Annotated in this window: 19 protein-coding genes; 14 read left to right on the top strand and 5 right to left on the bottom strand. The window is 69.8% G+C overall.

What is annotated here, in order from left to right:
- The first annotated feature begins 237 nt into the window (after positions 1-237).
- From ACFVH5_RS04665 to ACFVH5_RS04640, 6 genes are all read left to right on the top strand, one after another.
- Positions 238-4,524, top strand: a complete 4,287-nt coding sequence (locus ACFVH5_RS04665; protein ID WP_385832032.1) for a discoidin domain-containing protein — start codon at positions 238-240, stop codon at positions 4,522-4,524.
- Between the two features lie 91 nt (positions 4,525-4,615).
- On the top strand, positions 4,616-5,629 hold the full coding sequence (locus tag ACFVH5_RS04660) for a LacI family DNA-binding transcriptional regulator (RefSeq protein ID WP_385832030.1): 1,014 nt from the start codon (positions 4,616-4,618) through the stop codon (positions 5,627-5,629).
- 253 nt (positions 5,630-5,882) lie between these two features.
- On the top strand, positions 5,883-7,301 hold the full coding sequence (locus tag ACFVH5_RS04655) for an ABC transporter substrate-binding protein (protein ID WP_385832029.1): 1,419 nt from the start codon (positions 5,883-5,885) through the stop codon (positions 7,299-7,301).
- A gap of 74 nt (positions 7,302-7,375) precedes the next feature.
- Positions 7,376-8,338, top strand: coding sequence for a carbohydrate ABC transporter permease (locus tag ACFVH5_RS04650; RefSeq protein WP_385832027.1), 963 nt, complete (start codon positions 7,376-7,378; stop codon positions 8,336-8,338).
- Positions 8,339-8,357: 19 nt separating this feature from the next.
- Positions 8,358-9,233 carry a carbohydrate ABC transporter permease gene (locus ACFVH5_RS04645; protein ID WP_385832025.1) on the top strand — a complete coding sequence of 292 codons (876 nt, stop codon included), beginning with the start codon at positions 8,358-8,360 and terminating at the stop codon, positions 9,231-9,233.
- 174 nt (positions 9,234-9,407) lie between these two features.
- Entirely contained in the window at positions 9,408-11,024 is a 1,617-nt protein-coding gene (locus ACFVH5_RS04640; RefSeq protein ID WP_385832024.1) for a glycoside hydrolase family 13 protein, read from the top strand.
- Positions 11,025-11,047: 23 nt separating this feature from the next.
- Here ACFVH5_RS04640 and ACFVH5_RS04635 read toward each other — a convergent pair whose 3' ends face one another.
- Together ACFVH5_RS04635 and ACFVH5_RS04630 are read right to left on the bottom strand one after the other, a co-directional pair.
- On the bottom strand, positions 11,048-11,539 hold the full coding sequence (locus ACFVH5_RS04635) for a nucleotidyltransferase domain-containing protein (protein ID WP_385832215.1): 492 nt from the start codon (positions 11,537-11,539) through the stop codon (positions 11,048-11,050).
- Between the two features lie 98 nt (positions 11,540-11,637).
- Positions 11,638-12,204: a heme-binding protein gene (locus ACFVH5_RS04630; RefSeq protein WP_385832022.1), complete on the bottom strand. Its 567-nt coding sequence runs from the start codon at positions 12,202-12,204 to the stop codon at positions 11,638-11,640.
- Between the two features lie 344 nt (positions 12,205-12,548).
- Here ACFVH5_RS04630 and ACFVH5_RS04625 point away from each other — a divergent pair, with 344 nt between their 5' ends.
- Positions 12,549-13,775, top strand: coding sequence for a sensor histidine kinase (locus ACFVH5_RS04625; protein WP_385832213.1), 1,227 nt, complete (start codon positions 12,549-12,551; stop codon positions 13,773-13,775).
- Positions 13,772-14,404 (top strand): response regulator, encoded by a 633-nt coding sequence (locus ACFVH5_RS04620; protein WP_385832020.1) that lies wholly within the window; start codon positions 13,772-13,774, stop codon positions 14,402-14,404. Before ACFVH5_RS04625 ends, ACFVH5_RS04620 begins: the two co-directional genes overlap by 4 nt.
- Positions 14,405-14,464: 60 nt before the next feature.
- On the opposite strand, the gene ACFVH5_RS04615 is transcribed toward ACFVH5_RS04620, so the two are convergent.
- The 3 genes from ACFVH5_RS04615 to ACFVH5_RS04605 all read right to left on the bottom strand — a co-directional run bounded on the left by ACFVH5_RS04615 (position 14,465) and on the right by ACFVH5_RS04605 (position 18,592).
- Positions 14,465-15,481, bottom strand: coding sequence for a hypothetical protein (locus ACFVH5_RS04615; protein WP_385832018.1), 1,017 nt, complete (start codon positions 15,479-15,481; stop codon positions 14,465-14,467).
- Entirely contained in the window at positions 15,478-17,448 is a 1,971-nt protein-coding gene (locus tag ACFVH5_RS04610; protein WP_385832017.1) for a hypothetical protein, read from the bottom strand. The genes ACFVH5_RS04615 and ACFVH5_RS04610 overlap by 4 nt, the downstream gene beginning before the upstream one ends.
- Before the next feature lie 379 nt (positions 17,449-17,827).
- The gene (locus ACFVH5_RS04605) at positions 17,828-18,592 is read right to left on the bottom strand and encodes a FadR/GntR family transcriptional regulator (RefSeq protein WP_385832016.1); all 765 of its coding nucleotides are present in this window, start codon (positions 18,590-18,592) and stop codon (positions 17,828-17,830) included.
- Positions 18,593-18,838: 246 nt separating this feature from the next.
- Between ACFVH5_RS04605 and ACFVH5_RS04600 the strand changes: the two genes are divergently transcribed.
- Genes ACFVH5_RS04600 through ACFVH5_RS04575 form a run of 6 tightly spaced genes read left to right on the top strand, consistent with a single transcriptional unit; the run spans position 18,839 to position 24,918 of the window.
- Complete coding sequence (locus tag ACFVH5_RS04600) at positions 18,839-20,206, top strand: MFS transporter (protein ID WP_385832014.1); 1,368 nt, start codon at positions 18,839-18,841, stop codon at positions 20,204-20,206.
- Entirely contained in the window at positions 20,203-21,951 is a 1,749-nt protein-coding gene (locus tag ACFVH5_RS04595; protein WP_385832012.1) for a dihydroxyacetone kinase family protein, read from the top strand. Before ACFVH5_RS04600 ends, ACFVH5_RS04595 begins: the two co-directional genes overlap by 4 nt.
- 12 nt (positions 21,952-21,963) lie before the next feature.
- A complete protein-coding gene (locus tag ACFVH5_RS04590; RefSeq protein WP_384797129.1) occupies positions 21,964-22,455 on the top strand; it encodes a ribose-5-phosphate isomerase in 492 nt (163 codons plus the stop codon).
- A complete protein-coding gene (locus ACFVH5_RS04585) occupies positions 22,455-23,234 on the top strand; it encodes a triose-phosphate isomerase family protein (protein ID WP_385832011.1) in 780 nt (259 codons plus the stop codon). Before ACFVH5_RS04590 ends, ACFVH5_RS04585 begins: the two co-directional genes overlap by 1 nt.
- Entirely contained in the window at positions 23,234-24,043 is an 810-nt protein-coding gene (locus ACFVH5_RS04580) for a sugar phosphate isomerase/epimerase family protein (RefSeq protein ID WP_385832009.1), read from the top strand. Before ACFVH5_RS04585 ends, ACFVH5_RS04580 begins: the two co-directional genes overlap by 1 nt.
- On the top strand, positions 24,043-24,918 hold the full coding sequence (locus ACFVH5_RS04575; RefSeq protein WP_385832007.1) for a phosphogluconate dehydrogenase C-terminal domain-containing protein: 876 nt from the start codon (positions 24,043-24,045) through the stop codon (positions 24,916-24,918). Before ACFVH5_RS04580 ends, ACFVH5_RS04575 begins: the two co-directional genes overlap by 1 nt.
- Positions 24,919-25,039: the final 121 nt, after the last annotated feature.

Below are 25,039 nucleotides of genomic sequence, written 5' to 3'. Positions count from 1 at the left end.
GCACGAAAGCCGCTGGCCCGCTGCCGCAGCAGGTGGGGGCGTGCCGCAGGGTTGCGTTTCGGACATGCTCACGCCATAGACGTACTGCCAACCGTCTGCAACTCTCTGATCGATCGACGCAAAAGAGAGTGCTCTTCACCGCACATTGAAGCGCGATGCGCCGACCCCCACGGAAACCCACCCACACAGCCGCCCCGGAGCCGCCCACCTCCGGACCGGGACGGAGATCGGGGACACATGAGACCGCAACGCCGGGGATGGCGGGGGATAGCCGCCGTTCTCTCCACCGCCCTGCTCCTGCTGGGCTGGCCGGCGCTGACCTCCGCCGCGGAGGCCGCCGGGCCCAACCTCGCCGCCGGACGGCCCGCCACCGCCAGCAGCGCCCACGCCGAATACGCCGCGAACAACATCACCGACGGCAACCAGGGAACGTACTGGCAGAGCGCCGGGAGCACCTTCCCCCAGTGGGTCCAGACGGACCTCGGCGCCACCGCCCGCGTGGACGAGGTGGTGCTGCGACTGCCGGCCGGCTGGGAGAGCCGCAGCCAGACCCTGTCCGTGCAGGGCAGCGCGGACGGCACCAGCTTCACCACCCTGAAGACCTCCGCGTCCTACGCCTTCAGCCCCGGCAGCGCCAACACCGTGACGGTGACCTTCCCCGCCGCCCAGGCCCGGCATGTGCGGATCGAGATCACCGCCAACACCGGCTGGCAGGCCGCCCAGCTCTCCGAGCTGGAGGTCCGCGAGGCCGGTGACTCCTCGGCGAACCTGGCCCGCGGCCGTACCCTCACCGCCGCGAGCCACAACGAGACCTATGTGCCGGCCAACGCGGCCGACGGCAACAAGGCCAGTTACTGGGAGAGCCGCAACAACGACCTGCCGCAGTGGATCCAGGCGGACCTGGCCTCCTCCGTGCGCGTCAACCGGGTCGTCCTGCGTCTGCCCGACGGCTGGGGCGCCCGCAGCCAGACCCTGAAGATCCAGGGCAGCGCCAACGGCACCGACTTCACCGACCTGACCGCGTCCAAGGCCTATGCCTTCGCGCCGGGCGACGGCAACTCGGTGACGATCTCCTTCGACGCGACCACCACCCGGTACGTACGCGTCCTGGTCACCGCCAACACCGTTCAGAACGCGGGCCAGTTGTCCGAGCTGGAGGTCTACGGCCCGGCGACCGGTGACACCCAGGCGCCGAGCGCGCCCGCGGACCTCGCCTACACCGAGCCCGCGACCGGCCAGATCAAGCTGACCTGGAAGGCGTCCGACGACAACACCGGAGTCACCGGCTACGACGTGTACGCCGACAACGAGCTGCTGACCAGCGTCGCGGGCACGGTCACCACCTACACCGACAACCGCCCCGGCAGCGCCACGGTCTCCTACTTCGTACGGGCCAAGGACGCCGCCGGGAACGTCTCCGGGAACAGCAACACCGTCACCCGCCGCGGCGACAGCGGGGACACCCAGGCACCCACCGCGCCCGCGAACCTGGCTCTCACCGAACCGGCCGCCGGGCAGATCCGTCTCGCCTGGAACGCCTCCAGCGACAACACCGGCGTCACCGGCTACGAGGTGTACGCCAACAACAGCCTGCTCACCACGGTCGGCGGCACGGTCACCACGTACACCGACAACCGTTCCGCGAGCGTCACGGTCTCCTACTTCGTGCGGGCCAAGGACGCGGCCGGGAACGTCTCTGGCGACAGCAACACCGTGACACGCAACGGCACTTCGGGCCCCGGCTCCAACCTTGCGGTCGGCAAACCGATCACGGCCTCCTCGACCGTGCACACCTTCGTCGCCGAGAACGCCAACGACAACAGCACCTCCACCTACTGGGAGGGCTCCGGCCACCCCGCCACCCTCACCGTGAAGCTCGGCGCCAACGCCGACGTCTCCTCGCTCGTCCTCAAGCTCAACCCGGACAGCTCCTGGGGCGCCCGCACCCAGAACATCCAGGTCCTCGGCCGCGAGCAGGACGCCTCCGGTTATACGAGTCTGGTCGCCGCGAAGGACTACGCCTTCAGTCCCTCCAGCGGCAACAGCGTCACCGTGCCCGTCACCGCGCGCGTCGCCGACGTGCAGCTCCGCTTCACCTCCAACACGGGCGCCCCGGCCGGGCAGCTCGCCGAGTTCCAGGTGATCGGCACCGCCGCGCCCAACCCGGACCTTGAGGTCACCGCGCTGAGCGCGTCCCCGGCCTCCCCGGTCGAGTCCGACGAGATCACCCTGACCGCCACCGTCCGCAACAGCGGTGAGGCCGCCGCACCCGCCAGCGCCGTCGCGCTGCGGCTGGGCGGCACCAAGGTCGCCACCGCGTCCGTCGCCGCCCTCGCGGCCGGCGCGACACGGACCGTCAGCGCCTCCATCGGGGCACGCGACGCGGGCACCTACCAGCTCAGCGCCGTGGCCGACGAAGCCGACGCCGTCATCGAGCAGAACGAGACCAACAACACCTACACCAGCCCCACTTCACTCGTCGTGCGCCCGGTCTCCAGCTCCGACCTCGTGCCGGTGCTGACCACCACACCGTCCGGCCCCGCGGACGGCGACACCGTCACCTTCAAGGCCGCCGTACGCAATCAGGGCACCACCGCCTCGGCGGGCGGCGCGCACGGCATCACGGTCACCCTGGTCGACTCCAAGGGCGCCACCGTGAAGACCCTGACCGGCTCCTACGACGGCACGATCGCCGCCGGAGCCGCCACCGGCGCCGTCACACTCGGCACCTGGACCGCCGCCAACGGCTCGTACACGGTACGCACCACGGTCGCCGCCGACGCCAACGAACTCCCGGTCAAGCGGGAGAACAACACCGTGAGCCAGTCCCTGTTCGTCGGACGCGGTGCCAACATGCCCTACGACATGTACGAGGCCGAGGACGGCGCGACCGGCGGCGGCGCCGCGACGGTCGGACCCAACCGGACCGTCGGCGACCTCGCGGGCGAGGCGTCCGGCCGCAAGGCGGTCACCCTCAACAGCACCGGTGAATATGTGGAGTTCACCACCAAGGCCGCCACGAACACCCTGGTCACCCGCTTCTCCATCCCGGACTCCGCGGGCGGCGGCGGGACCGACGCCACCCTCAACGTCTACGTCAACGGCACCTTCCGCAAGGCGCTGTCGCTCACCTCGAAGTACGCCTGGCTGTACGGGGCGGAGGCCGGTCCCGGCAACTCACCGTCCGCGGGAGCCCCGAGGCACATCTACGACGAGGCACACCTGATGCTGGGCGAGACCGTGCCGGAGGGCGCGAAGATCCGGCTGCAGAAGGACACGGCCAACACCTCCAAGTACGCGATCGACTTCGTCAGCCTGGAGCAGGTCTCACCGGTCGCCAACCCGGACCCGGCCGCGTACGCCGTCCCGGCCGGTTTCGGTCACCAGGACGTGCAGAACGCCCTCGACCGGGTGCGGATGGACACCACCGGCAAACTCACCGGTGTCTATCTCCCGCCGGGTGACTACGAGACGTCGAGCAAGTTCCAGGTGTACGGCAAGGCCGTGCAGGTGGTCGGCGCCGGGCCCTGGTACACGCAGTTCCACGCCCCGTCGGGTCAGGACAACACCGACATCGGGTTCCGCGCCGAGAACACCGCGAAGGGATCCTCGTTCAAGAACTTCGCCTACTTCGGCAACTACACCTCCCGCATCGACGGGCCGGGCAAGGTGTTCGACTTCGCCAACGTGTCGGACATGGTCATCGACAACACCTGGACCGAGCACATGATCTGCCTCTACTGGGGCGCCAACACCGACCGGGTGACGATCAGCGACGCACGGATCCGCAACACGTTCGCCGACGGCATCAACATGACCAACGGCTCGACGGACAACCGGGTGGTCAACAACGAGTCCCGGGCCTCCGGTGACGACAGCTTCGCGCTGTTCTCCGCGATCGACGCGGGCGGCGCCGACATGAAGGACAACCTCTACGAGAACCTGACCTCGATCCTCACCTGGCGGGCCGCGGGCATCGCCGTCTACGGCGGCTACGACAACACGTTCCGCAACATCCACATCGCCGACACCCTGGTCTACTCGGGCATCACGATCAGCTCGCTGGACTTCGGCTATCCGATGAACGGGTTCGGCACGTCCCCCACGACCGTCGAGAACGTCTCCGTGGTCCGCTCCGGCGGCCACTTCTGGGGCAACCAGACCTTCCCCGGCATCTGGCTGTTCTCCGCCTCCAAGGTCTTCCAGGGCATCCGCGTCAACGACGTGGACATCGTGGACCCGACCTACAGCGGGATCATGTTCCAGACCCAGTACGACGCCGGCGGGCGGCCCATCAACCCGATCAAGGACACGATCCTCACCGACATCTCGATCACGGGCGCCCGCAGGAGCGGGGACGCCTACGACGCGAAGTCCGGCTTCGGACTGTGGGCCAACGAACTGCCCGAACAGGGTCAGGGTCCGGCGGTCGGCGAGGTCACCTTCAACGGCCTGCGCTTCAACGGCAACGCCGTGGACGTCCGCAACACCACCTCCACCTTCAAGATCAACATCAACCCCTGACGTAATCCCGACGAGCTAGGGGACTGAGCCCGGAAGGAGGCCCACAAGGCTGGCGCAAGCCGTTTGCGCGGCTTGCGCTAGCCTTGCGCTCATGACGCGACGACTTGCTCAGGTAGCCAAGAAGGTTGGAGTCAGCGAGGCCACGGTCAGCCGGGTCCTCAACGGCAAGCCCGGAGTGTCGGACAGCACCCGGCAGTCCGTGCTCACCGCGCTGGACGTCCTCGGCTACGAGCGTCCCACCCAGCTGCGCGGCGAGCGGGCGCGTCTGGTCGGCCTGGTCCTGCCCGAACTGCAGAACCCGATCTTCCCCCTGTTCGCCGAGGTCATCGGCGGCGCGCTGGCCCAGCAGGGGCTCACGCCGGTGCTGTGCACCCAGACCAAGGGCGGAGTCTCCGAGGCGGACTACGTGGAGCTGCTGCTCCAGCAGCACGTCTCCGGTGTGGTGTTCGCGGGCGGCGGCCTGTTCGCCCAGGCGGACGCGCCGCACGACCACTACCGGCAGCTCGCCGAACGGCGTATCCCGGTCGTGCTCATCAACGCCCCGATCGAGGGGCTCGACTTCCCGTGCGTCTCCTGCGACGACGCCGTGGCGGTCGAACAGGCGTGGCGTCACCTCACCCTGCTGGGGCACGAGCGCATCGGCGTGGTCCTCGGCCCGAGCGACCACATCCCCTCCCGGCGCAAGCTGGCCGCGGCCCGGGTCGCCGCGGAGGCGGCCGGCGGGTCCCTGCCCGACGCGTACGTGGAGCGGTCGATGTTCTCCCTGGAGGGCGGCCAGGCGGCCACCACCCGCCTGCTGGACCGCGGTGTCACCGGCGTCGTCTGCGCCAGCGACCCGCTCGCGCTCGGCGCCATCCGTGCCGCCCGCAGGCGGGGCCTCGCGGTGCCCGAGCAGGTCTCGGTCGTCGGCTACGACGACTCCGCCTTCATGAACTGCACCGAGCCCCCGCTGACCACGGTCCGCCAGCCCGTCGAGGCCATGGGGCGGGCCGCCGTGGACCTGCTGTGCGCCCAGATCCAGGGCGCCGAGGTCCAGCCCGGCGAGCTGCTGTTCGAGCCGGAGCTGGTGGTCCGCGGCTCCACGACGCAGGCTCCTCGGGGCTAGTCCGTACGACGCTGAGCCGGCCCTTGTGGCCCAAGCGCGGTGAAGCCGATCCCGGCCTCGCCGCGCTTTCGCTTGCGCGCGCACTCCTCCCCTGAGGCTCCCTGAGATCAACCGTATCCATCCTCCTGTCAAACATTTACGAAAGCTGCGCGAGATATTGCGGTCATCTGTTCGCGGTGGTTGAGTGTGCGGCGCCCCACATCGCACCGGCGATGAGGGCGCCTTCCACGTTCATGCCCGAAGGGGACCACCCATGAGAAGAGCTCGGTTCCGCCGCACCCGCCGCGTCGGCGCGGTCACCCTCGCTTCCGCGCTCACGCTGACGGCACTCGCCGCCTGCGGTACGAGCAGCAGCGGCGACGACGGCGACAACGGCTCCGGCAACGGCGCGAAAGCCGATCCCGCCGCACCGCTGGACCCGAAGACGAAGGTGTCCATCTCCATCGACTGCATGCCCCCCGCGGCGAAGGCGGCCGAGCTCAAGCAGTGGAACGAGGACGTCAAGGAGTTCAACAAGAAGTACCCGAACGTCACCGTCAACGGCCGTTCCACGCCGGGCCAGTGTCTGGAACCGCCGCGCTTCACCGCGATGCTCAAGGCGAAGTCCCAGCCCGACGTGTTCTACACGTACTTCACCGACCTGCCCCAGGTCCTCGACAACGACGGCGCCCAGGACATCACCGCGTACGTCAACGACAAGAGCGTCCCGCTGCTGAAGGACATCGACCCCGACGTCCTGGGCTCGCTGAAGAAGGACGGCAAGCTCTACGGCCTGCCCACCAGCAACTACCGCATGGGCCTGCTCATCAACCGCAAGCTCTTCAAGGACGCCGGCCTCGACCCGGACGCCCCGCCGAAGACGTGGGACGAGGTCCGCAGCGCCGCCAAGAAGATCGCCGGCCTCGGCGGCGGAGTGGCCGGCTTCGGCGAGTACAGCGCGGCCAACACCGGCGGCTGGCACTTCACCGCGCAGATGTACAGCCTCGGCGGCGATGTCGTCGACGCGAGCGGGAAGAAGGCCGCCTTCAACGACGACACCGGCAAGCAGGTCGCCGAGAACCTGCACGCCATGCGCTGGGACGACGACTCCATGGGCAAGACCCAGCTGCTGAAGTGGGGCGACCTCCAGAAGCAGATCGCCACCGACAAGCTGGGCATGTTCCTCGCCGCGCCCGACGACGTCACGTACATGGTCCAGCAACTCGGCGCCAAGTACGAGAACTTCGGCATGGGGCCCATCCCGGGTGGTGAGAACACCCTCGCCGGCGGCAACAACTACATGATCAAGCAGGGTATTTCGGCCGACAAGGTCAAGGCCTCCATCGCCTGGCTGAACTTCAAGTTCACCACGGTCGGCAAGGGCCAGTACGACTGGCAGCGCTCCAAGGCGGACGACCTGCCCGTGGGGCTCCCGCAGCCCAACCTGTGGCTGAACGGCTCCAAGTCCAAGGACGACGCGGCCCGCAAGGAGTTCGCCACCATGCCGGTGGAGAACTTCAAGGCCTTCACCGACAACCCCGTCCCCGGCAAGGCCGAGCCGCCGAAGGCCCAGGAGATCTACAAGGTCCTCGACAACGTCATGTCGGGCATCCTCACCAACAAGGACGCCGACATCGACAAGCTTCTGTCCACCGCCGAATCCCAGGTCAACCAGGTTCTCGCCACCCAGTGACCGTGCGGCGGCCGGGCGGGTGACACCACCGCCCGGCCCGCCCGCGCACCGCCGCCGCACGTCAAGGAGCGAGCATGTCGGCCCCCACCCTCACCAAGGACCCGGCGGTCAAGGACCGCCGTACCCGCAAGCCCCGCACGGGGGCGCCGCACCTCCCGGACGGCGGGTTCGGCAAGACCCTGCGCCGCAACCTCACCGCCCACGGCTTCCTCATCGGAGCGGTGCTGTGCTTCGCCTTCTTCTCCTGGTACCCGATCGTCCGGGAGTTCCTCCTCGCCTTCCAGAAGACCGAGGACGGCGACGTCAGCTGGGTGGGCTGGGACAACTTCGTCACCGTCTGGAACGACCCGGCCTTCGGCCAGGCCTGGCGCAACACCCTGTGGTTCACGGTGCTGGCCCTGCTCCTCGGCTTCGTCGTCCCGTTCGTCACCGCCCTGATCATCAACGAGTTCCGGCACGGCCAGGGCTACTTGAGACTGCTTGTCTACCTGCCGGTGATGCTCCCGCCGACGGCGTCGGTCCTGCTCTTCAAGTACCTGTACGACCCCGGGTACGGCATGTTCAACGAGATGCTCGGCGTCTTCGGCGTCCCCGCCCAGCAGTGGCTCCAGGACCCGGACACCGCGATGCTCTCCGTGGTCGTCGCCTCGACCTGGATGAACATGGGCGGCGCGACACTCATCTACCTCGCCGCGCTCCAGGGCGTCCCCGGCGAGCTGTACGAGGCCGCCGAACTCGACGGCGCGGGACTGTTCCGCAAGGTCTGGCACGTCACCGTCCCGCAGACCCGGCTCATCCTGCTGCTGATGCTCCTCATGCAGATCATCGCCACCATGCAGGTCTTCATCGAGCCGTTCCTGCTCACCGGCGGCGCCGGCCCCGAGGGCTCCACCACCACCGTCGTCTACCTGATCTACCAGTACGCCTTCAACTTCAACAACTACGGCGCCGCGGCGGCCCTCGGCCTGGTCCTGCTCGTCCTGCTGGCCGGCTTCTCGGCCGTCTACACCAAACTCAACCGCGCCGACCAGGACTAGGACCGGGGGAGACACGCACATGTCCACTCGCACGCTGATCTCACCCGCCCAACTGGCCCGCCCGCGCGCCAAGGCCCTGTACTGGGTGGCCTTCGCGCTCGTCGTCGTCCTGTTCACGCTGGCCTTCCTCGGCCCGCTGTACTGGATGGTGTCCAGTGGACTCAAGACCACCCAGGAAGCCGTCCAGACCCCGCCCACCTGGGTGCCGGGCTCCGTCCACCCGGAGAACTACAAGCGCGCCTGGGAGGTGATGGACCTGGCCAAACTCCTGATGAACACCCTCTACTACGCGTTCGGCGCGCTCGCCTTCCAACTGGTGCTCGACGTCGCCGCCGCCTACTCGCTGTCCAAACTGCGGCCCGTACTCGGCAAGATGATCCTCGGCCTGATGCTCGCCACCCTCATGATCCCGGCGACCGTCCTCGTCGTACCGCAGTACCTCACCGCGCTGGACGTGCCCATCGTCCAACGCAACCTGCTCAACTCGCCCTGGGCGATCTGGCTCCCGTCGGTCACCAACGCCTTCAACATCTTCCTGCTCAAGCGGTTCTTCGACTCGATCCCCAAGGAACTGCTCGACGCGGCCTCGATGGACGGGGCGGGCCCCCTGCGGGTCCTGTGGTCCATCGTGCTGCCGGTCTCCCGGCCCATCCTCGGCGTGGTGTCCATCTTCGCCGTCGTCGGCGTCTGGAAGGACTTCCTCTGGCCGATGCTGGTCCTGCCCGACCCGTCGAAACAGACCCTCGCCGTCGGCATCTACTCCCTGGCGACCAGCGTGCCCGAGAACGTGCTGATCGCCTCCTTGACCATCGCGTCCCTGCCCACGCTCATCCTCTTCCTCATCTTCCAGCGCAACATCATGAGCGGACTGACGGCCGGCGGCCTCAAGGGCTGACCGAGCAGAAGCAGTTCACGCACGAGCAGTCCGGGCGCTCCCCGCAGTCCGGGCGCCGTCCACAGCGAACACCACGCAGGTGCCCCCACCGATCCTCCGCCGCCGCCCCGTTCCCGACGCCTCGCTGTCCGGGGCGGCGGCGGAGAACCACCCCTGCCCCGAAAGGACCGACACGTGGCAGCCCCTCAGCCCGCAACGCCCCCCGGACACACCGACGACTGGTGGCGCGGTGCCGCCATCTACCAGGTGTATCCGCGCAGCTTCGCCGACGGCGACGGTGACGGCACCGGGGACCTCGCCGGCGTCCGGTCGAGATTGCCCTACCTCGCCGAACTGGGCGTCGACGCGATCTGGTTCACCCCCTGGTACCTGTCCCCGCTCGCCGACGGCGGCTACGACGTCGCCGACTACCGCACCATCGACCCGGCCTTCGGAGACCTGGCCGAGGCCGAACAACTCATCGCCGAGGCCCGCGGTCTCGGCATCCGCACCATCGTGGACATCGTCCCCAACCACGTCTCGGACCAGCACGCCTGGTTCCGGGCCGCACTCGCCGCCGGACCCGGCAGCCCCGAACGCAAGCTCTTCCACTTCCGCCCCGGCCGCGGCGAACACGGCGAACTCCCGCCCAACGACTGGCCCTCGCAGTTCTCCGGCCGGACCTGGACCCGGGTCGAGGACGGCGAGTGGTACCTGCACCTCTTCACCCCGCAGCAGCCCGACCTCAACTGGGCCCACCCCGCCGTGCGGGAGGAGCACGAGGAGGTGCTGCGGTTCTGGTTCGAGCGCGGAGTGGCGGGCGTGCGCATCGATTCCGCCGCACTGCCCGCCAAGGACCCCGAGCTGCCCGAGTTCGTGGAGGGCCGCGACCCCCACCCGTACATCGACCGGGACGACCTGCACGAGATCTACCGCTCCTGGCGGCGCATCGCCGACGAGTACGGGGGTGTCTTCGTCGGTGAGGTGTGGCTGCCGGACTCCGAGCGCTTCGCCCGCTACCTGCGCCCCGACGAACTGCACACCGCCTTCAACTTCAGCTTCCTGTCGTGCCCTTGGGACGCCGACAGGCTGCGCGCGGCCATCGACGACACCCTCGCCGAACACGCCCCGGTCGGCGCGCCGGCCACCTGGGTGCTGTGCAACCACGACGTCACCCGCACGGTCACCCGCTACGGGCGTCAGGACACCGGCTTCGACTTCGCCACCAAGACCTACGGCACACCGACCGACCTGCGGCTCGGCACCCGCAGGGCACGCGCCGCCGCGCTGCTCACCCTCGCCCTGCCCGGCTCCGTCTACCTCTACCAGGGCGAGGAACTGGGCCTGCCCGAGGCGGAGATCCCCCGGGACCGCATCCAGGACCCGATGCACTTCCGCTCCGGCGGCACCGACCCGGGCCGCGACGGCTGCCGGGTCCCGCTGCCCTGGACGGCCGACGCCCCGTACGCGGGGTTCGGGTCGGCGGTCGAACCCTGGCTGCCGCAGCCCGAGGGCTGGGCCACCTACGCCGCCGACCAGCAGGCGGACGACCCCCACTCCATGCTCAGCCTCTACCGCGCCGCACTGGAACTGCGCCGCGCCGACCCGGCCCTCGGCGACGGCCCCCTTGGATGGCTGCCCTCCGACGACGGCGTCCTCACCTTCCGCCGTTCCCCGGACCTCATCTGCGTGGTGAATCTCGCCGACGGCCCGGCCGCCCTGCCCGACCATACGGACGTGCTTCTCTCCAGCGGGCCACTGGACGCCGACGGCAGACTGCCCTCCGACACGGCGGTGTGGCTGCGGAGTTGACGGCACCCCGGGCCGGCGGCGGGTCAGAAGTGGGTGGCGACGCCGAAGGCCCGCCGTAGCTGAGCCATGTCGTGACGGTCGCGGTCGGCCGGCTCGTACCCCTGGTGGAAGCAGACCTGCTGCTCGACCGACAGACACGGGACGGTCGTCCCCCGGATCGTGCCGCTGACGAAGCACCGGGCGGGATAGGCGAACGGGCGGTGCGGGTCCAGGGAGGCCTGCACCGCGGACCCGTCCGCCGCGAAGACCAGCGGGTGCAGATCGATCTCGCGACCGTGCGGGTCCGTGACCACGAACCGCACGGGACGCCAGTCGAGCGTCTCGGTGAACCCGGCCGCCGAGAGGGCCGTCACGACCGCCTGCTCCTGGTCCTCGCGGTGCATCAGGTCCAGGTCGCGGTGCTCACGAGTCTCTTCCCCGACGAGAGCGTCGATGCCCCAGCCCCCGCCCACCCAGACGTCGACGGCTTCCTCACGCAGCACGGCGAGCACGGACAGTACGTCGTCGGCGGTCATCACGCGAGCACGGTAGCCGGTCGACGGCCGGGCGGACGAGTGGATTTGGGGCCGCCGGAAACCAACCGGCGGTCAGGATCCCACGGGCAGCCCGGAACCTACTTGTCCAGTGCTGTGACCCCGGCCCGGGCGTACTTCTCGTCGAGGTCGCCCGAGGGTGCGCCCGCCACGCCGACGCCCGCGATCGGCGCACCCTTCGCGGTGACCGGCGCTCCGCCCGCGAGGAACAGCGTGCCCGGGATGTCCTTGAGGTTCGGGGCCTGCTCCAGGCGCTTGACCAGCTCGGACGTCGGCGCGTTCCACGACACCGCCGTGTACGCCTTCTTCACGGCGGACTCGTACGACTGCGGTCCTGCGCCGTCGCCGCGCAGGGTCACCACGGTGTTGCCGTCGCGGTCGACGACGGCGACGGAGACGCGCTGGTTGTCCTTGCGCGCCGCGTCGAGCGCCGCCTGCGCGGCCCGGCTCGCGGCGTCGACCGTCAGGCGGGTGGACTGCGTCAGGTTCTTGTTCGAGGCGTCGGCCTTCACCGCTGCCTGGGCGGCGGGCACCGACGAAGTGGCGCTCGCCGACCAGGCGCCGATGCCGCCGAGGGTGACGGCGGCGACGAGGGCGCCGCCGGTGACGACGCGGGTACGGCGGGAGACCTTCTTGACGTGCTTCATGGCTGCCCATTCCTCAAGGTGTGCGGATGGATGTGTAGGGAGTGGAGGTGGCTGCCCCTGCTGTGCGGCGGGCCGTCCTTCTCCGTCATCCATCGTGGGGCCGGGCACGGCGCCCGACGGTCGGTGCATCGGCTGCACGCGGCGCGCGGAACGGCCGACACGGGCATCCACCGATCGGTTGACCCCCGGACCGTCCCGTTGGGCAACAATGGAGGTGTTTACCCAGTTCAGGAGCAGATCAGGAGGCTCACGTGCGGTCCGATCAGAGCGGTTCGCCCCCGGGGCCGCATCCTGGCGAGGCGGTTCCCGCCGGCGATCCGGACGAGCGCCGGCTGGCCCTGGTCATGCATGTCGTCTTCTTCGTGCTGCTGGCGACCTCCCTGACCCGGTTCGTCCAGCGCCACGCCGAGGAGCCGCGCGCTCCCTGGGTGATCGGTCTGGCCGTCGTACTGGCGGTCCTCTACGCGATCGACACGGTCCTGACCGACGAAGCACCCCGCGGGGCATCTCCGTCGCACGGCCGGGGCTCATGGCCCCCCGCGCCACGGCTGATCCGGCTGGGGGCGGTCGTCGCCACCTGGGCGGTGCTCGTCGTCGGCGCGCCGAGTTTCGCGTGGGTGGCGGTGCCGCTGTTCTACGCAGCGCTGCGCGCCCTGCCGCCCGTCGCCGCGTACCTCCTCGTCGCGTTCCTCACGCTCCTCGTCGTCTCCGCGCAGCTCGCGCTGGCGCCGCGGTTCAGCCTCGACCTGGTCGTCGGGCCCGTGGCCGTCGCCACCCTCGCCACCGCGGTCTTCGCGCACATGCGGCGGCAGGCGGCCCGGCAGCGCGCGCTCATCGACGACCTGGTCGGCACGCGCCGGGAACTGGCGGCCACCGAGCGCCGTGAGGGTGTCCTCGCCGAGCGCCAGCGGCTGTCCATGGAGATCCACGACACCCTCGCCCAGGGGCTGTCCAGTCAGCAGATGCTGCTCCAGGCCGCGCTGCGGACCTGGGACGCCGACCCGGCGAAGGCCCGTGAGCACGTCCGTACCGCCACGTCCGTCACCGAGCACAACCTCGCCGAGGCGCGCCGTTTCGTGCACGACCTCGCGCCGGCCGACCTCGCCAGGGGCGGCGGCCTCGAAGCCGCGCTGCGCACGCTCGCGGCGCGCGAGTCGGATGCCGGGCTGAGCGTCCGCGTCCACATCGACGGTGACGATGACCGTGACCGTGATGGTGATGGTGGCGGCCGTGCGGTTCCGTTGCCCGACCGCGCGCAGTCCGCGCTCCTGCGGATCGCCCAGGGCGCGCTCGCCAACGTCCGGGAGCACTCGGGCGCCACGGCCACCGCGCTCACGCTCACCCGGCTCGACGACCAGGTGGTCCTGGACGTCGCCGACAACGGGCGCGGGTTCGACCCCGCCGCCGTCACCGATGCTCCGTCCGGCGAGCGCGGACACGGGATCCGGGCGATGCGGGCCCGGGTACGGCAGCTCGGTGGCACGCTGACGATCGAGTCCACGCCGGGGGAGGGCGCCGTACTGACCGCCACCGTCCCGGTCGCCCCGCACACCGAGGAGACGCCGCGATGACCGACCTGCCCGTACGCCTCCTGGTCTGCGACGACCACGCCGTCGTACGCGCCGGGCTGCTCGCGCTGCTCGACAGCGAACCCGACATCGAGGTGGTGGGCCAGGCGGGCACCGGGGAGGAGGCGCTCGCCCTGGCCGCGCGGCTGAGCCCCGACGTGGTGTTGATGGATCTCCAGCTCGGCGAGGGCATGGACGGCGTGGCGACGACCCGCCGGCTGACCGGCGGGCCCGCCGCCCCGCACGTCCTCGTGCTGACCACGTACGACACCGACGCTGACATCACGCGGGCGATCGAGGCCGGCGCGACGGGGTATCTGCTGAAGGCCGAGCGGCCGGAGGAACTGTTCGCCGCGATCCGTGCGGCGGCGCAGGGGCGTACGACGCTGTCGCCGCCCGTGGCCAGCCGGGTCATGGCCAATCTGCGCACACCGCCGCCCGCGCTGACCGGGCGTGAACGGGACATCCTCGGGCAGCTCGCCCAGGGGCTCGGCAACCGGGACATCGCCCGTGCGCTGTTCATCAGCGAGGCGACGGTGAAGACGCACCTGGGCCGCATCTACGACAAGCTCGGCGTCGACACACGGGCGGGCGCGGTGTCCGTGGCGAAGGAACGCCGCCTTCTTCCGTGAGCGGCCGGGTATGGAGCCGGGTGAGCGGCGGGTCGGCCGGTAGGAGACGTACGGCGGCCGTCAGTCGCTGGGCGGACGCCCACCGAGCGCCCGATCGAGAGCCTTGGCGATTTCCTCCCGCTTTCCGATGTCATCGATCTTCGCCTGTACCGAAGGCGTGACCGAGTCTCTCCCCTTCGCGAGGACGATCGGTTCCACCGGCAGGTCCCCGTAGCCGGTCACGCCCCTTTCTCCGCGCAGCCGACTGGGTCCTGGCTTGGGGATTCGCACGTGGTCGATATTCACAAGCGCGGCCATCATGAACCCCCCGGTGGCGAATCCCCACTGTGGAGCCAAGGACCACTCCTCGATGGTTCCGTGCTGTGCCTTCTTGTCGTTGAGGCCGGTCTGGTTGACGGCTTCCGCCTCCGAAGGCCGTTGTGTGCGACCAGGGTTCGCGACCTCACCGCCCATGGATTTCTGCGTGTAGATCTTCTCGGCCTGAAAGGGAGACGTGCCACGGAAGATCGGCAGCTTGGCCTCCACGATGGTCCCCGTACCGTCTTTCCCCATCTGCTGCAGGACCTTCTCCGCAAGTGACTCGATCTCCGAGCGCAGTTGTGCGTCCGCGGTCAGCTTGGTGGTCAGCCACTCGTAGGTCTTCCTGTTGTTCGTCTCACGCTTGTCGGCTTCGTCCAGAAGGATTCCGAAGGCCATGATGACGTCCGCGCGTTCGTACGTCTTGCTCGTGCTCAAGGCCGCCGCCGAAGCCACCTTCACGAAGAGACCGCGCCAAGCAGTCCGAGTGACGGGATCCTGGTTCGGCAGCTTTATGTACCCCTCTTTCACCCATGTGTCGAACAGTGACGGGGCCCGCTGGAAATCCAGCTTCTTCCCTTGCTCGTCCACCAGCCCCGGCATTCGCTTCGCCTTCGCCGTTTTGACCAGCGAGGAGGAAAGGACGGACTTCTTGCCCGGGTCGAGCGCTGTCTTCTGCAGTACCTGTTCCTCCTTGACCAAAGACTTCTCCTCCAGAACCGGAGGCTGCGTCGGCTCGTCCGACGTCTGCGGTTCGCTCTCCGGCGCGGACTCGGTCATCGGTCCCGCCCTGTCCCGTCCGTATGCGTGCGCCCGCCGGTGTTGACCGCGGCGTGGTCGATCTGGTTGACGATCTGGGTGGGCATGAACAGGGTCCGGAAGGTCTCGGCGCGTTTCACGTCGCCGTCGCGGGCTATCTCCAGCGCTATCTGCAGGCGCTCGGCCTCACGTTCCTTCAGAAGGTTGTCGGCGGCCTGGGCGCGCAGGGACTGCTCCTGGAGCCCGGTCGAGTACGTGTCGAGGCCCTGGCCTTCACCGAGGAAGGCGTCGACGGTGATCCCGTCGGTGCGCATGACGTGGTGCTCGGCGGCGGTGATGATGCCGGGCAGATTGATGGTGCGGCCGTCCGGTGTCGTGTAGGCGGTGGTGTAGGTGGGATCCACGGCCGGGGCGAGTTCCGTTCCGTCCGGGGCCGTGGTGCGCACGAAGCCCGGATGTGTGGCGCCGGTCAGGTCGCGGGATCCCGCGACGAGGTCGAGGATCTGCTGCTGCACCGCGGGGATCTGGTCCTGTCTCAGGACGCGCTTCAGGAGTGACTGCATTTCGGCGAGGGGCACTTCCTCCTTCGATTCGCTGTATCCGCTGAAGAAGGCGACGCGCACGTCGACCAGGTGGAGGACTGCCGCGTACTCCTGGTTCATCTGGCGGAAGAGGAAATTGAGGGTGCGGCTGGTGTTGATGTTCTCGATGGTCCGCTCCACCGCGGACTCCTCTCCCTCCTCCAGCTTCATGTCCATGCTGGTGTCCACGGTCACCTCGCGGCGCGCGGAGGCCTTCGCGGCGTTCTTCCCGACCGCGCTGGTGAGGTTCTTCGCGAACTCCTGGCGCGCCGAGGTGTTGCTGCCGGCGACGCCCCCGCTGACCGAGGCGCTCGCGCTGCCCCAGCCCCACGTCCCCGAGGCCGAGGCGGAGGCCTGCGCGTTGTACTCGAAGCTCTTGGCCGACTCGTTCGCATTGCCCTGCTCGGCGGTGACGGCCGTCTCGAACTCCCGCTCGCTCTCGTCGCTGGTGGAGTCCAGCACCGACGACGTCGACTGGATGCTCTGGGAGGAGCGCTTGTACGAACTCACCCGCATCGTCGTCCGCTCTCCCGGCAGGAGCGTGAACGTCTTGATCACCCGCCCGGGACCGTAGCGCAGCGGGACGGAGGTGAGCCGGTACGTCTCCACCAGCAGCAGGCGCGGCCCGGTGTAGCGGGCGTCGGAGACGAAACGGAACGTGTAGGCCCCGCCGCCCGTTCGTGTGGCGGTGAGCTGACGGCCCTCGTGCATCTCCGCCACCACGGCATCGGCGTCGACGCTCCCCAGCGCCTCCCGGAACGCGTTCACGGACTCGGCGTCGGTCGGCACGTCCAGCAGTGGGAACACTTGCGGAGAACGCCGGCCCTGGTCCCTCAGGTCCAGGAACGCCTGCCGCACCCGCGTGCCCGACAGGAGGGCCGGGATGCTCCGGAACGGCGGCGTGATCCTTCCCGTGACGGGATCCCGGTAGCCGACGGCGAACGCCCGCCCCCTGGCGCCGTGCGGCCACTGTTCGTTGTTCGCGGTGGCCGGGGGAGGCATCGTCCCGCAGAAGAAGGCCAGTTGCCAGCCGTTCGACGCGCCTTCCTGGATGCCCCTCAGATCCAGGTGGAAGTCCACGGTGTCGATGTCGGCGACGCCGACGCGGACGTGCAGCACCTGCTCGCCGAACCGGGAGAGCTGCCCGGCCACGGCGGTCACCGGGCCCCCGGACGTCCAGGAGAGGTCCACGAGCCTCCCCTGGTCCTCCGTCGACACCGTGCAGGTCAGGGACGACATGGGCACCCCGCCCTCCAGGACGACCCGAAACGTTCCCGGGGCGACGTCCATACGGCGTTCCAGCTTGTAGGTCACGCCGAAGTCCTGCCGCCACGCGTCGTCACTCACCGCGAGTTCCAGTACGTGATTTCCCTGGAAGCTCGTCGTCTCCGGAACGGCCTCGGACACGCCCTCGAGCAACCCGGAAAACAGATCCGCCACAGCCACAACCCCCGGCCCGCGCGCCATCCCCAGTGGATCAACGTCGTTCCAGGAATATGCCCGTGACGTACCTGCTCGGCAAAGAGCAGGAACAGCCAAGTCACAGACAGGTCAAAGGCGTTGCGCAGTCGGAACCCGCATTCGGCGCCTTTGCGGCCAGCCGGTCGAACAGGCCGCTGACAGCCTCCTCACCATGGCGGAGGGACCACGCCACACCCGTCGCACCTGTAACCCCCCACCCGACCCCCCTGTCCAAAACCACACCGGTCCGAGGCGAACAGCGCCGTCCCGGGGGCGCGGGGAACCGCGCAGTCCTTTGCCGCGGCTGCGATCGGGGCCCAGCCGGTTACGAGGTCTCCGCGTCCACGGACTCCCGTAGCCTGCGGCTGGCCATCACCATGTGGTCGGCCATCGCCCGATCCGCCGCCTCGGGGTCCCGTGCCCGCAACGCCTGCAGCACCGCGTCATGCTCACACAACGTGCCGCTGACCGTGCCCTCGATGTCGCTGACCCGTTCCATCCACACCTGGAGCAGCGCCCGGATGCTGTGCAGGATGTCGCTCAGCACACTGTTGCGTGCGATGCGGGCCAGCTCCAGGTGGAAGTCGATGTCGGCGTCGATGAAGGCCTTGGCGTCACCCCCGGCCGCCCGCATGTGCTGAAGATGCCCCTCCAGGCGCGCCAGGTCCTCGTCCGTGGCGCGCTCCGCCGCCAGCCGGGCCGACACCGCCTCCAGATACGTACGCACCTCCACCAGGTCCTGCGTACGCCGCTGCCCCAGCATCAGTCCCCAGTTGATCGCCCGGGGCAGGAACTCCGATGTGCCCTCGCGCACGTACGAGCCCGAGCCGGGCCGGATCTCGATGATGCCGAGCACGTCCAGCGCGGACAGCGCGCCGCGGACGCTGGAGCGGGCGACGCCGAGCGCCTCGGCGAGCTGGCGCTCGGCGGGCAGGCGCGTACCGGGCTTGATGTCCCCCGCCGACAGGTGGTCGAGGAGCCGCTTGGCGACCTCGCTGACGGAGGACTCGCGCACCACGGGGCGCAGGAGTTGGGCGAGGTCGGGGGCGGCCCCGGAGGTCTGTTCGTCGGGCTGACTGGTCACGGTCACCAGTCAACCAGATCCGACGCCCAAGGGGCTGACCAGCCGGTTCTTCAGCGATCCAGCCGTGCCGAAGGACGGGTTTGTCAAGAGTTGCGAGAGGGTCGAAGATGAGACCGTCCTCACATTGGTAAATTGGTGACCAATTTGAGGAGTCGGCATAGCGTGAAACCGTTCCGGTCGGCCGCCCCTGCGGCGAGCCGTCCGGCCTGACCCACCCCGGACGGAGCTGTCCGGGCGAGCCGAGGAGTCGCCATGGTTGCCGACACGCCATCCGCGGCAGTCGAAAGAACTGCCATCAAGAAGGTCTCAGTCCGCCTCGTGCCGTTCGTGGCACTGATGTTCTTCGTGAACTACCTGGACCGCACAGCCGTTTCATTCGCCGAGCCGAACGGCATGGGCCAGGACCTGGCGCTCACCGCCGCCCAGTTCGGCTTCGCGTCCGGGATCTTCTTCCTCGGTTACATCGTGCTCGAGGTCCCCAGCAACATGGCCCTGCACCGCTTCGGTGCCCGCCGCTGGCTGGCCCGGATCATGGTGACCTGGGGCATCGTCTCCCTCCTGTTCACCTGGGTGGACAGCACGGGCCAGCTCTACACCCTGCGGTTCCTGCTCGGTGTGGCGGAAGCGGGCTTCTTCCCCGGAGCGATCCTCTTCCTCAGCCAGTGGGTGCCCTCACGGCACCGCACCAAGATCCTCGGGCTCTTCTACCTGGCGCAGCCGCTGACCACCGTCCTCGGCGCCCCGCTGGCGGGCTGGCTCATCGGACACCACGGACTGTTCGGCCTTGAGGGCTGGCGCGTGATGTTCCTGTTCGTGTCGGTGCCCGCCATCCTCCTGGGCGTCATCGCGTGGTTCTACCTCATCGACAAGCCCGCCGACGCGAAGTGGCTCACGCCCGCCGAGCGCGACTGGCTGACCGAGGAGCTCGCCGCGGAGAACGCGCAGAAGACCGGCCAGGACGACAAGCACGCCAAGGGAGACCTCAAGAAGGCCTTCACCAACGGCCGTGTCTGGGTTCTGGCGATGGTCTACTTCGGCTTCGTCTACGGCCTGTACGCCCTGGCCTTCTTCCTGCCGACGATCATCGACGGCTTCCAGGAGCAGTACGACACCACGTTCAGCGTGATGGACAAGGCCTGGATCACCGCGATCCCGTACCTGCCCGCCGCGATCGTCCTCTTCTTCTGGACACGCCACGCCACCAAGCACGGCACCCGCGTCTGGCATGTGGCCGGACCCGCCGTCGTCGGCGGTGTCAGCATCCCGCTCGCCCTCTACATGGGCTCCCCGGCCGCCACGGTCGCGGTGATCACCGTGACCGCGTGTTCCATCTTCGCGGCCCTGCCCGTCTTCTGGTCCGTACCCTCCCGCTTCCTGACCGGAGCCGCGGCAGCCGCCGGTATCGCCCTGATCAACACCGCGGGCAACGTCGCCGGATTCGCGTCCAGCTACATCACCGGCTGGCTCAAGGACTGGACCGGCGACTACTACGTGCCGCTCTACCTGGTCGGCTTCTTCATGCTCCTGTCCGCGGTCCTGATGATCCGGCTCTCCGCCCGGGGCGGCACCGCGGAACCGGCCCCCGCAGCAGAGAACAAGCCCATGGAGGCCCTCCGATGACCCGGCTCTTCAACGACCCCGCGGCCTTCGCCGACGAGGCCCTCGAAGGCTTCGCCGCCGCCCACCGCGGCTGGGTGCGCCCCGTCACCGGAGGTGTCGTCCGCGCCGCCGGGACCCCCGCAGGGCAGGTCGCCGTCGTCGTCGGCGGCGGATCGGGCCACTACCCCGCCTTCTCGGGACTGGTCGGCCGGGGCCTCGCGCACGGCGCCGCCGTGGGCAACGTCTTCGCCTCGCCCTCCGCCCAGCAGATCCGCTCCGTGGCACGGTCCGCCGATGGCGGCGCGGGCGTCCTGTTGATGTACGGCAACTACGCGGGCGACGTCCTCCACTTCGGACAGGCCGCCGAACGCCTGGCCGGCGACGGCATCGAGGCCCGTACCTTCGCCGTCACCGACGACATCTCCTCCGCCGCGCCGGAGGAGTCCGCCAAGCGCCGCGGCATCGCCGGCGACCTGCCCGTCTTCAAGGCGGCGTCCGCCGCGGCTGAGGAGGGCCTGCCGCTGGACGAGGTGCTGCGCACGGCCGAACACGCCAACGCCCGCACCCGCTCCTTCGGCATCGCCTTCTCCGGCTGCACCCTGCCCGGCGCCGACCACCCCCTGTTCACCGTCCCCGAGGCCCGGATGGCCGTCGGCCTCGGCATCCACGGGGAACCCGGCATCGGCGAGGAGTCCCTGCCGACCGCCGACGAGGCGGCACGGCTCATGGTCACCGCCCTCCTCAAGGAACTCCCCGAGGGCGTCGACACACCCGCAGGACAGCGCGCCGCCGTGATACTCAACGGCCTGGGCTCGGTCAAGTACGAGGAACTGTTCGTCGTCTACCGCAAGGTCGCCGCCCTGCTCGGCGACGCGGGCGTGGACATCGTCGACCCGGAGGTCGGCGAACTCGTCACCAGCTTCGACATGGCCGGTGTGTCCCTCACGCTGACCTGGCTCGACGACCGGCTCGAGCAGTTGTGGCGCGCTCCGGCCGACACCCCGGCCTACCGCAAGGGCGCCCCCCTCGCACAGGAGCCGGCGGCCGAGGCGGCGGCGCCGTACGTCGAGGACACCGACGACACCCGCGTCCCGGACGCCACCGAGGAGTCCCGCGCCTCGGCCGCCCATGTCCTCGCGGCCCTGAACGCCGTCGCCGACATCGTCGACACACACGCCGACGAACTCGGCCGCATCGACGCGGTGGCCGGCGACGGCGACCACGGCATCGGCATGCAACGCGGTACAACAGCCGCTCTGGAGGCGGCAGTTCGCGCCCACGACCTGGGCGCCGGCGCCGGAACCGTTCTCATCCACGCCGGAGACGCCTGGGCCGACAAGGCCGGCGGCACCTCCGGCGCCCTGTGGGGCACCATCCTGCGCTCCCTCGGTACGCGCCTCGGCGACCAGGACGCCCCGACCGCGACCGAGGTCGCCCGGGGAGTCTCCGACGCCTCCGACGCCGTACGCCGCCTGGGCGGCGCCGAGGTCGGCGACAAGACGATGGTCGACGTCCTCGTGCCCTTCGCCGACACGCTCGCCGAGGCCGCGGGGGAGGGCCTGCCGCTCACCGAGTCCTGGCAGCGCGCCGCCGTCACCGCCGAGAAGGCGGCAGCCGCCACCGCCGACCTGCTGCCCCGCAAGGGCCGCGCCCGGCCGCACGCCGAGAAGTCCCTGGGCACCGCCGACGCGGGCGCCCACTCGCTCGCCCTCATCACCCGCGCCGTACACGGCGTCCTGCCCGACCACCCGCTCGACCAGCACTGAGGAAAAGCCGCCATGACCGACAAGCTCCGTATCGTCGTCGGATCCGACGACGCAGGCCACCAGTACAAGGAAGCCCTCAAGCAGGACCTGCTGGGCAGTTCGCTGGTCGCCGAGGTCACCGATGTCGGCGTCGACGCCGACGGCCACACCGCCTACCCCAAGGTCGCCATCGCCGCCGCCGAGATGGTGGCCCGCGGCGAGGCCGACCGCGCCCTCCTGGTGTGCGGCACCGGCCTCGGCGTCGCCATCGCGGCCAACAAGGTCAAGGGCATCCGCGCCGTCACCGCCCACGACTCCTTCTCCGTCGAGCGGGCCGTCCTCTCCAACAACGCGCAGATCCTGACCTTCGGCCAGCGCGTCGTCGGTATCGAACTCGCCCGCCGCCTCGCCGCCGAATGGCTCACCTACCGCTTCGACGAGACGTCCGCGTCCGCGGCGAAGGTCCAGCTCATGAGCGACTACGAGGACGCGTCCGAGGACTCCGAGGCCGGGGCGGCGGCCTGATGCCCGCCCCCACCCGGCCGCCCCTGCTGCTGGGGGTGAGTCTGAAGATGTACTTCGGCCACCACCAGACGCTCAACTGGGCCCGGAAGATCGCCACCCTGGCCGACGAGCACCCCGCCGTGACCTCCGGCGAGGCCCGCCTCTTCGTCCTGCCGGCCTTCCCGACGCTGATCCCGGCCGCCGGAATCCTCGCGCCCTCCGGCATCGCCCTCGGCGCCCAGGACATCGCCACCGAGGACACCGGACCGTACACCGGAGAGGTCGGCGGCCCTCTCCTCAAGGAGATCGGCTGCCGCTACGCCGAGGTCGGCCACGCCGAGCGCCGCCGCCTGTACGGCGAGGGTGACACGGTCGTCGCGGCCAAGACGGCCGCCGCGCTGCGCAACGGCCTCACCCCCGTGCTGTGCATCGGCGAACGCGACCGGGGGACACCCCAGGAGGCGGCCGAACGCACGGTCGCCGAGGCCGCCCGCCTCCTCCACGGCCTGGCCGGCACGGTCGTCCTCGCCTACGAGCCCCAGTGGGCCATCGGCGCACCGGAACCCGCCTCCGCCGAACACATCGCCACCGTGTGCACTGCCCTGCGGGAGTGGCTGAACACCCGCCCCCGGCACGCCGGTTCACAGGTCATCTACGGCGGCAGCGCGGGCCCCGGCCTGCTCACCCGCCTCGCGGGAGCGGCGGACGGCCTCTTCCTCGGCCGCTTCGCCCACGACCCGGACAACGTCCGCGCGATCCTCGACGAGATCAGCGCCCCGGCCGACGCGGCGGTGGCGTGATGGCCTACGGCATCAGCACGTACGCGTACTTCTGGCGCTTCTCCGACCGGGCACCCCGGCCGATGACGCTCACCGAGATGCTGCGCGACACCGCCTCACTGGGCGGCCAGGTCTTCCAGATCTGCGACTACGCACCCATCGAGTCGTACAACTCCGCACAGCTGGCCGACGTACGCGCCACGGCCGACGAACTCGGGCTGCGCCTGGAACTCGGCACCCGCGGCGTCCGCCCCGCCCATCTGCTCAAGTACCTCGACATGGCACGGCAGTTGGACGTCACCCTGGTCCGCTCCATGCTCAACACGGTCGACCACCGACCGGACACCACCGAGGCGGTCTCCCTCCTCAAGGAGGCGGTGCCCTCCTACGAGGACGCCGGTGTGACCGTCGGCCTGGAGACCTACGAGCAGGTGTCGACCGACGACCTGCTGGCTGTCGTACGCGGGGTCGACAGCGAGCGGCTCGGAGTCGTCCTCGACCCGGGCAACAGCGTCGCCCGCCTGGAACGCCCGGTGGACGTCGTGACCGCCACCGCGCCGCACGTGGTCAACATCCACGTCAAGGACTTCGCCTTCACCCGCAGGGACGGCTGGGTCGGCTTCACCTACGCCGGCTGCCCCCTCGGCGAAGGCCTCCTGGACTACGACGCGATGATCGCCGCCGTACGGGCCGCCCGGCCGGACGCGGACCGCATCAACCAGATCGTGGAGCACTGGCTCCCGTGGCAGGACGAGGGCTTCGACGCCACCGCCCGGCTCGAAGACCAGTGGACACAGCACAGCATCAACACCCTTCTGAGGAGCAAGTGATGGCCACCGAGATCCAGACCCAGGCAGACGTCAAGACCGTCGCCGTCATCGGGGCCGCCGGCAAGATGGGCCAGCGAGTCTCCAACAACCTGGTCGAGAGCGACTTCCGGGTGCTCTTCAGCGAGGCCTCGCCCAAGGGCCAGGAGCTGATCCGCGACCTCGGCCGTGAACTGACCGAGTCCGCCGACGCCGTCGCCGAGGCCGACGTGGTCATCCTCGCCGTCCCGGACGTCGTCCTCGGCAAGGTCTCCGAGGAACTCGTCCCGCTGATGAAGCCGGACACGGTCGTGCTCACGCTCGACCCTGCCGCCGCCTACGCCGGACTGCTGTTCAACCGCGACGACATCCACTACGCGTGTGCCCACCCCTGCCACCCGTCGGTGTTCCTGGAGCGCACCACCAAGGAGGAGTGGCAGGACACCTTCGGTGGCATCGCCGCCCCGCAGGAGGTCGTCGCCGCCTACGAGGGTGGCGACGAGGCCAAGCAGGAGCTGGCCGACTCGGTCATCCGCGTGATGTACGCGCCCGTGGTCGACGTCCACTGGGTCACCGTCAAGCAGCTCGCCGTCCTGGAGCCGACGCTCGTCGAGACGATCGCCTGCATGGTCGGCGCCCTCCTCACCGAGGCGCTGCACGAGACGGTCCACACCGTCGGCGTACCGGAGAAGGCGGCCCGCGCGATGCTCCTGGGCCACACCCAGGTCGCCCTGGCGAACACCCTCAAGGGCTCCAACCCGTTCTCGGACGCCTGCCTGATCGCCATGGACTACGGCCGTGAGTCCATCGTGCGCGACGACTGGAAGAAGGTCTTCGAGGACGACGAGCTCGACAAGGTCATCACGCGCATGCTGAAGATCAAGGAGATCAACCGCTGACGCGTCCCGATCCACCGGAGCCGGTGGGGGCCCCCAGACTGGCCCGCACCCGCGAACGCGTGCCCCAGCCCCCGACAGAAACGCACCAAACGCCCCCCGTTGAGGGGGGACCCCGCGTAGG

It is taken from the genome of Streptomyces sp. NPDC127119, assembly GCF_042677425.1.
GTDB lineage: Bacteria > Actinomycetota > Actinomycetes > Streptomycetales > Streptomycetaceae > Streptomyces.
This window is presented reverse-complemented; position numbering and strand designations above follow the sequence as displayed.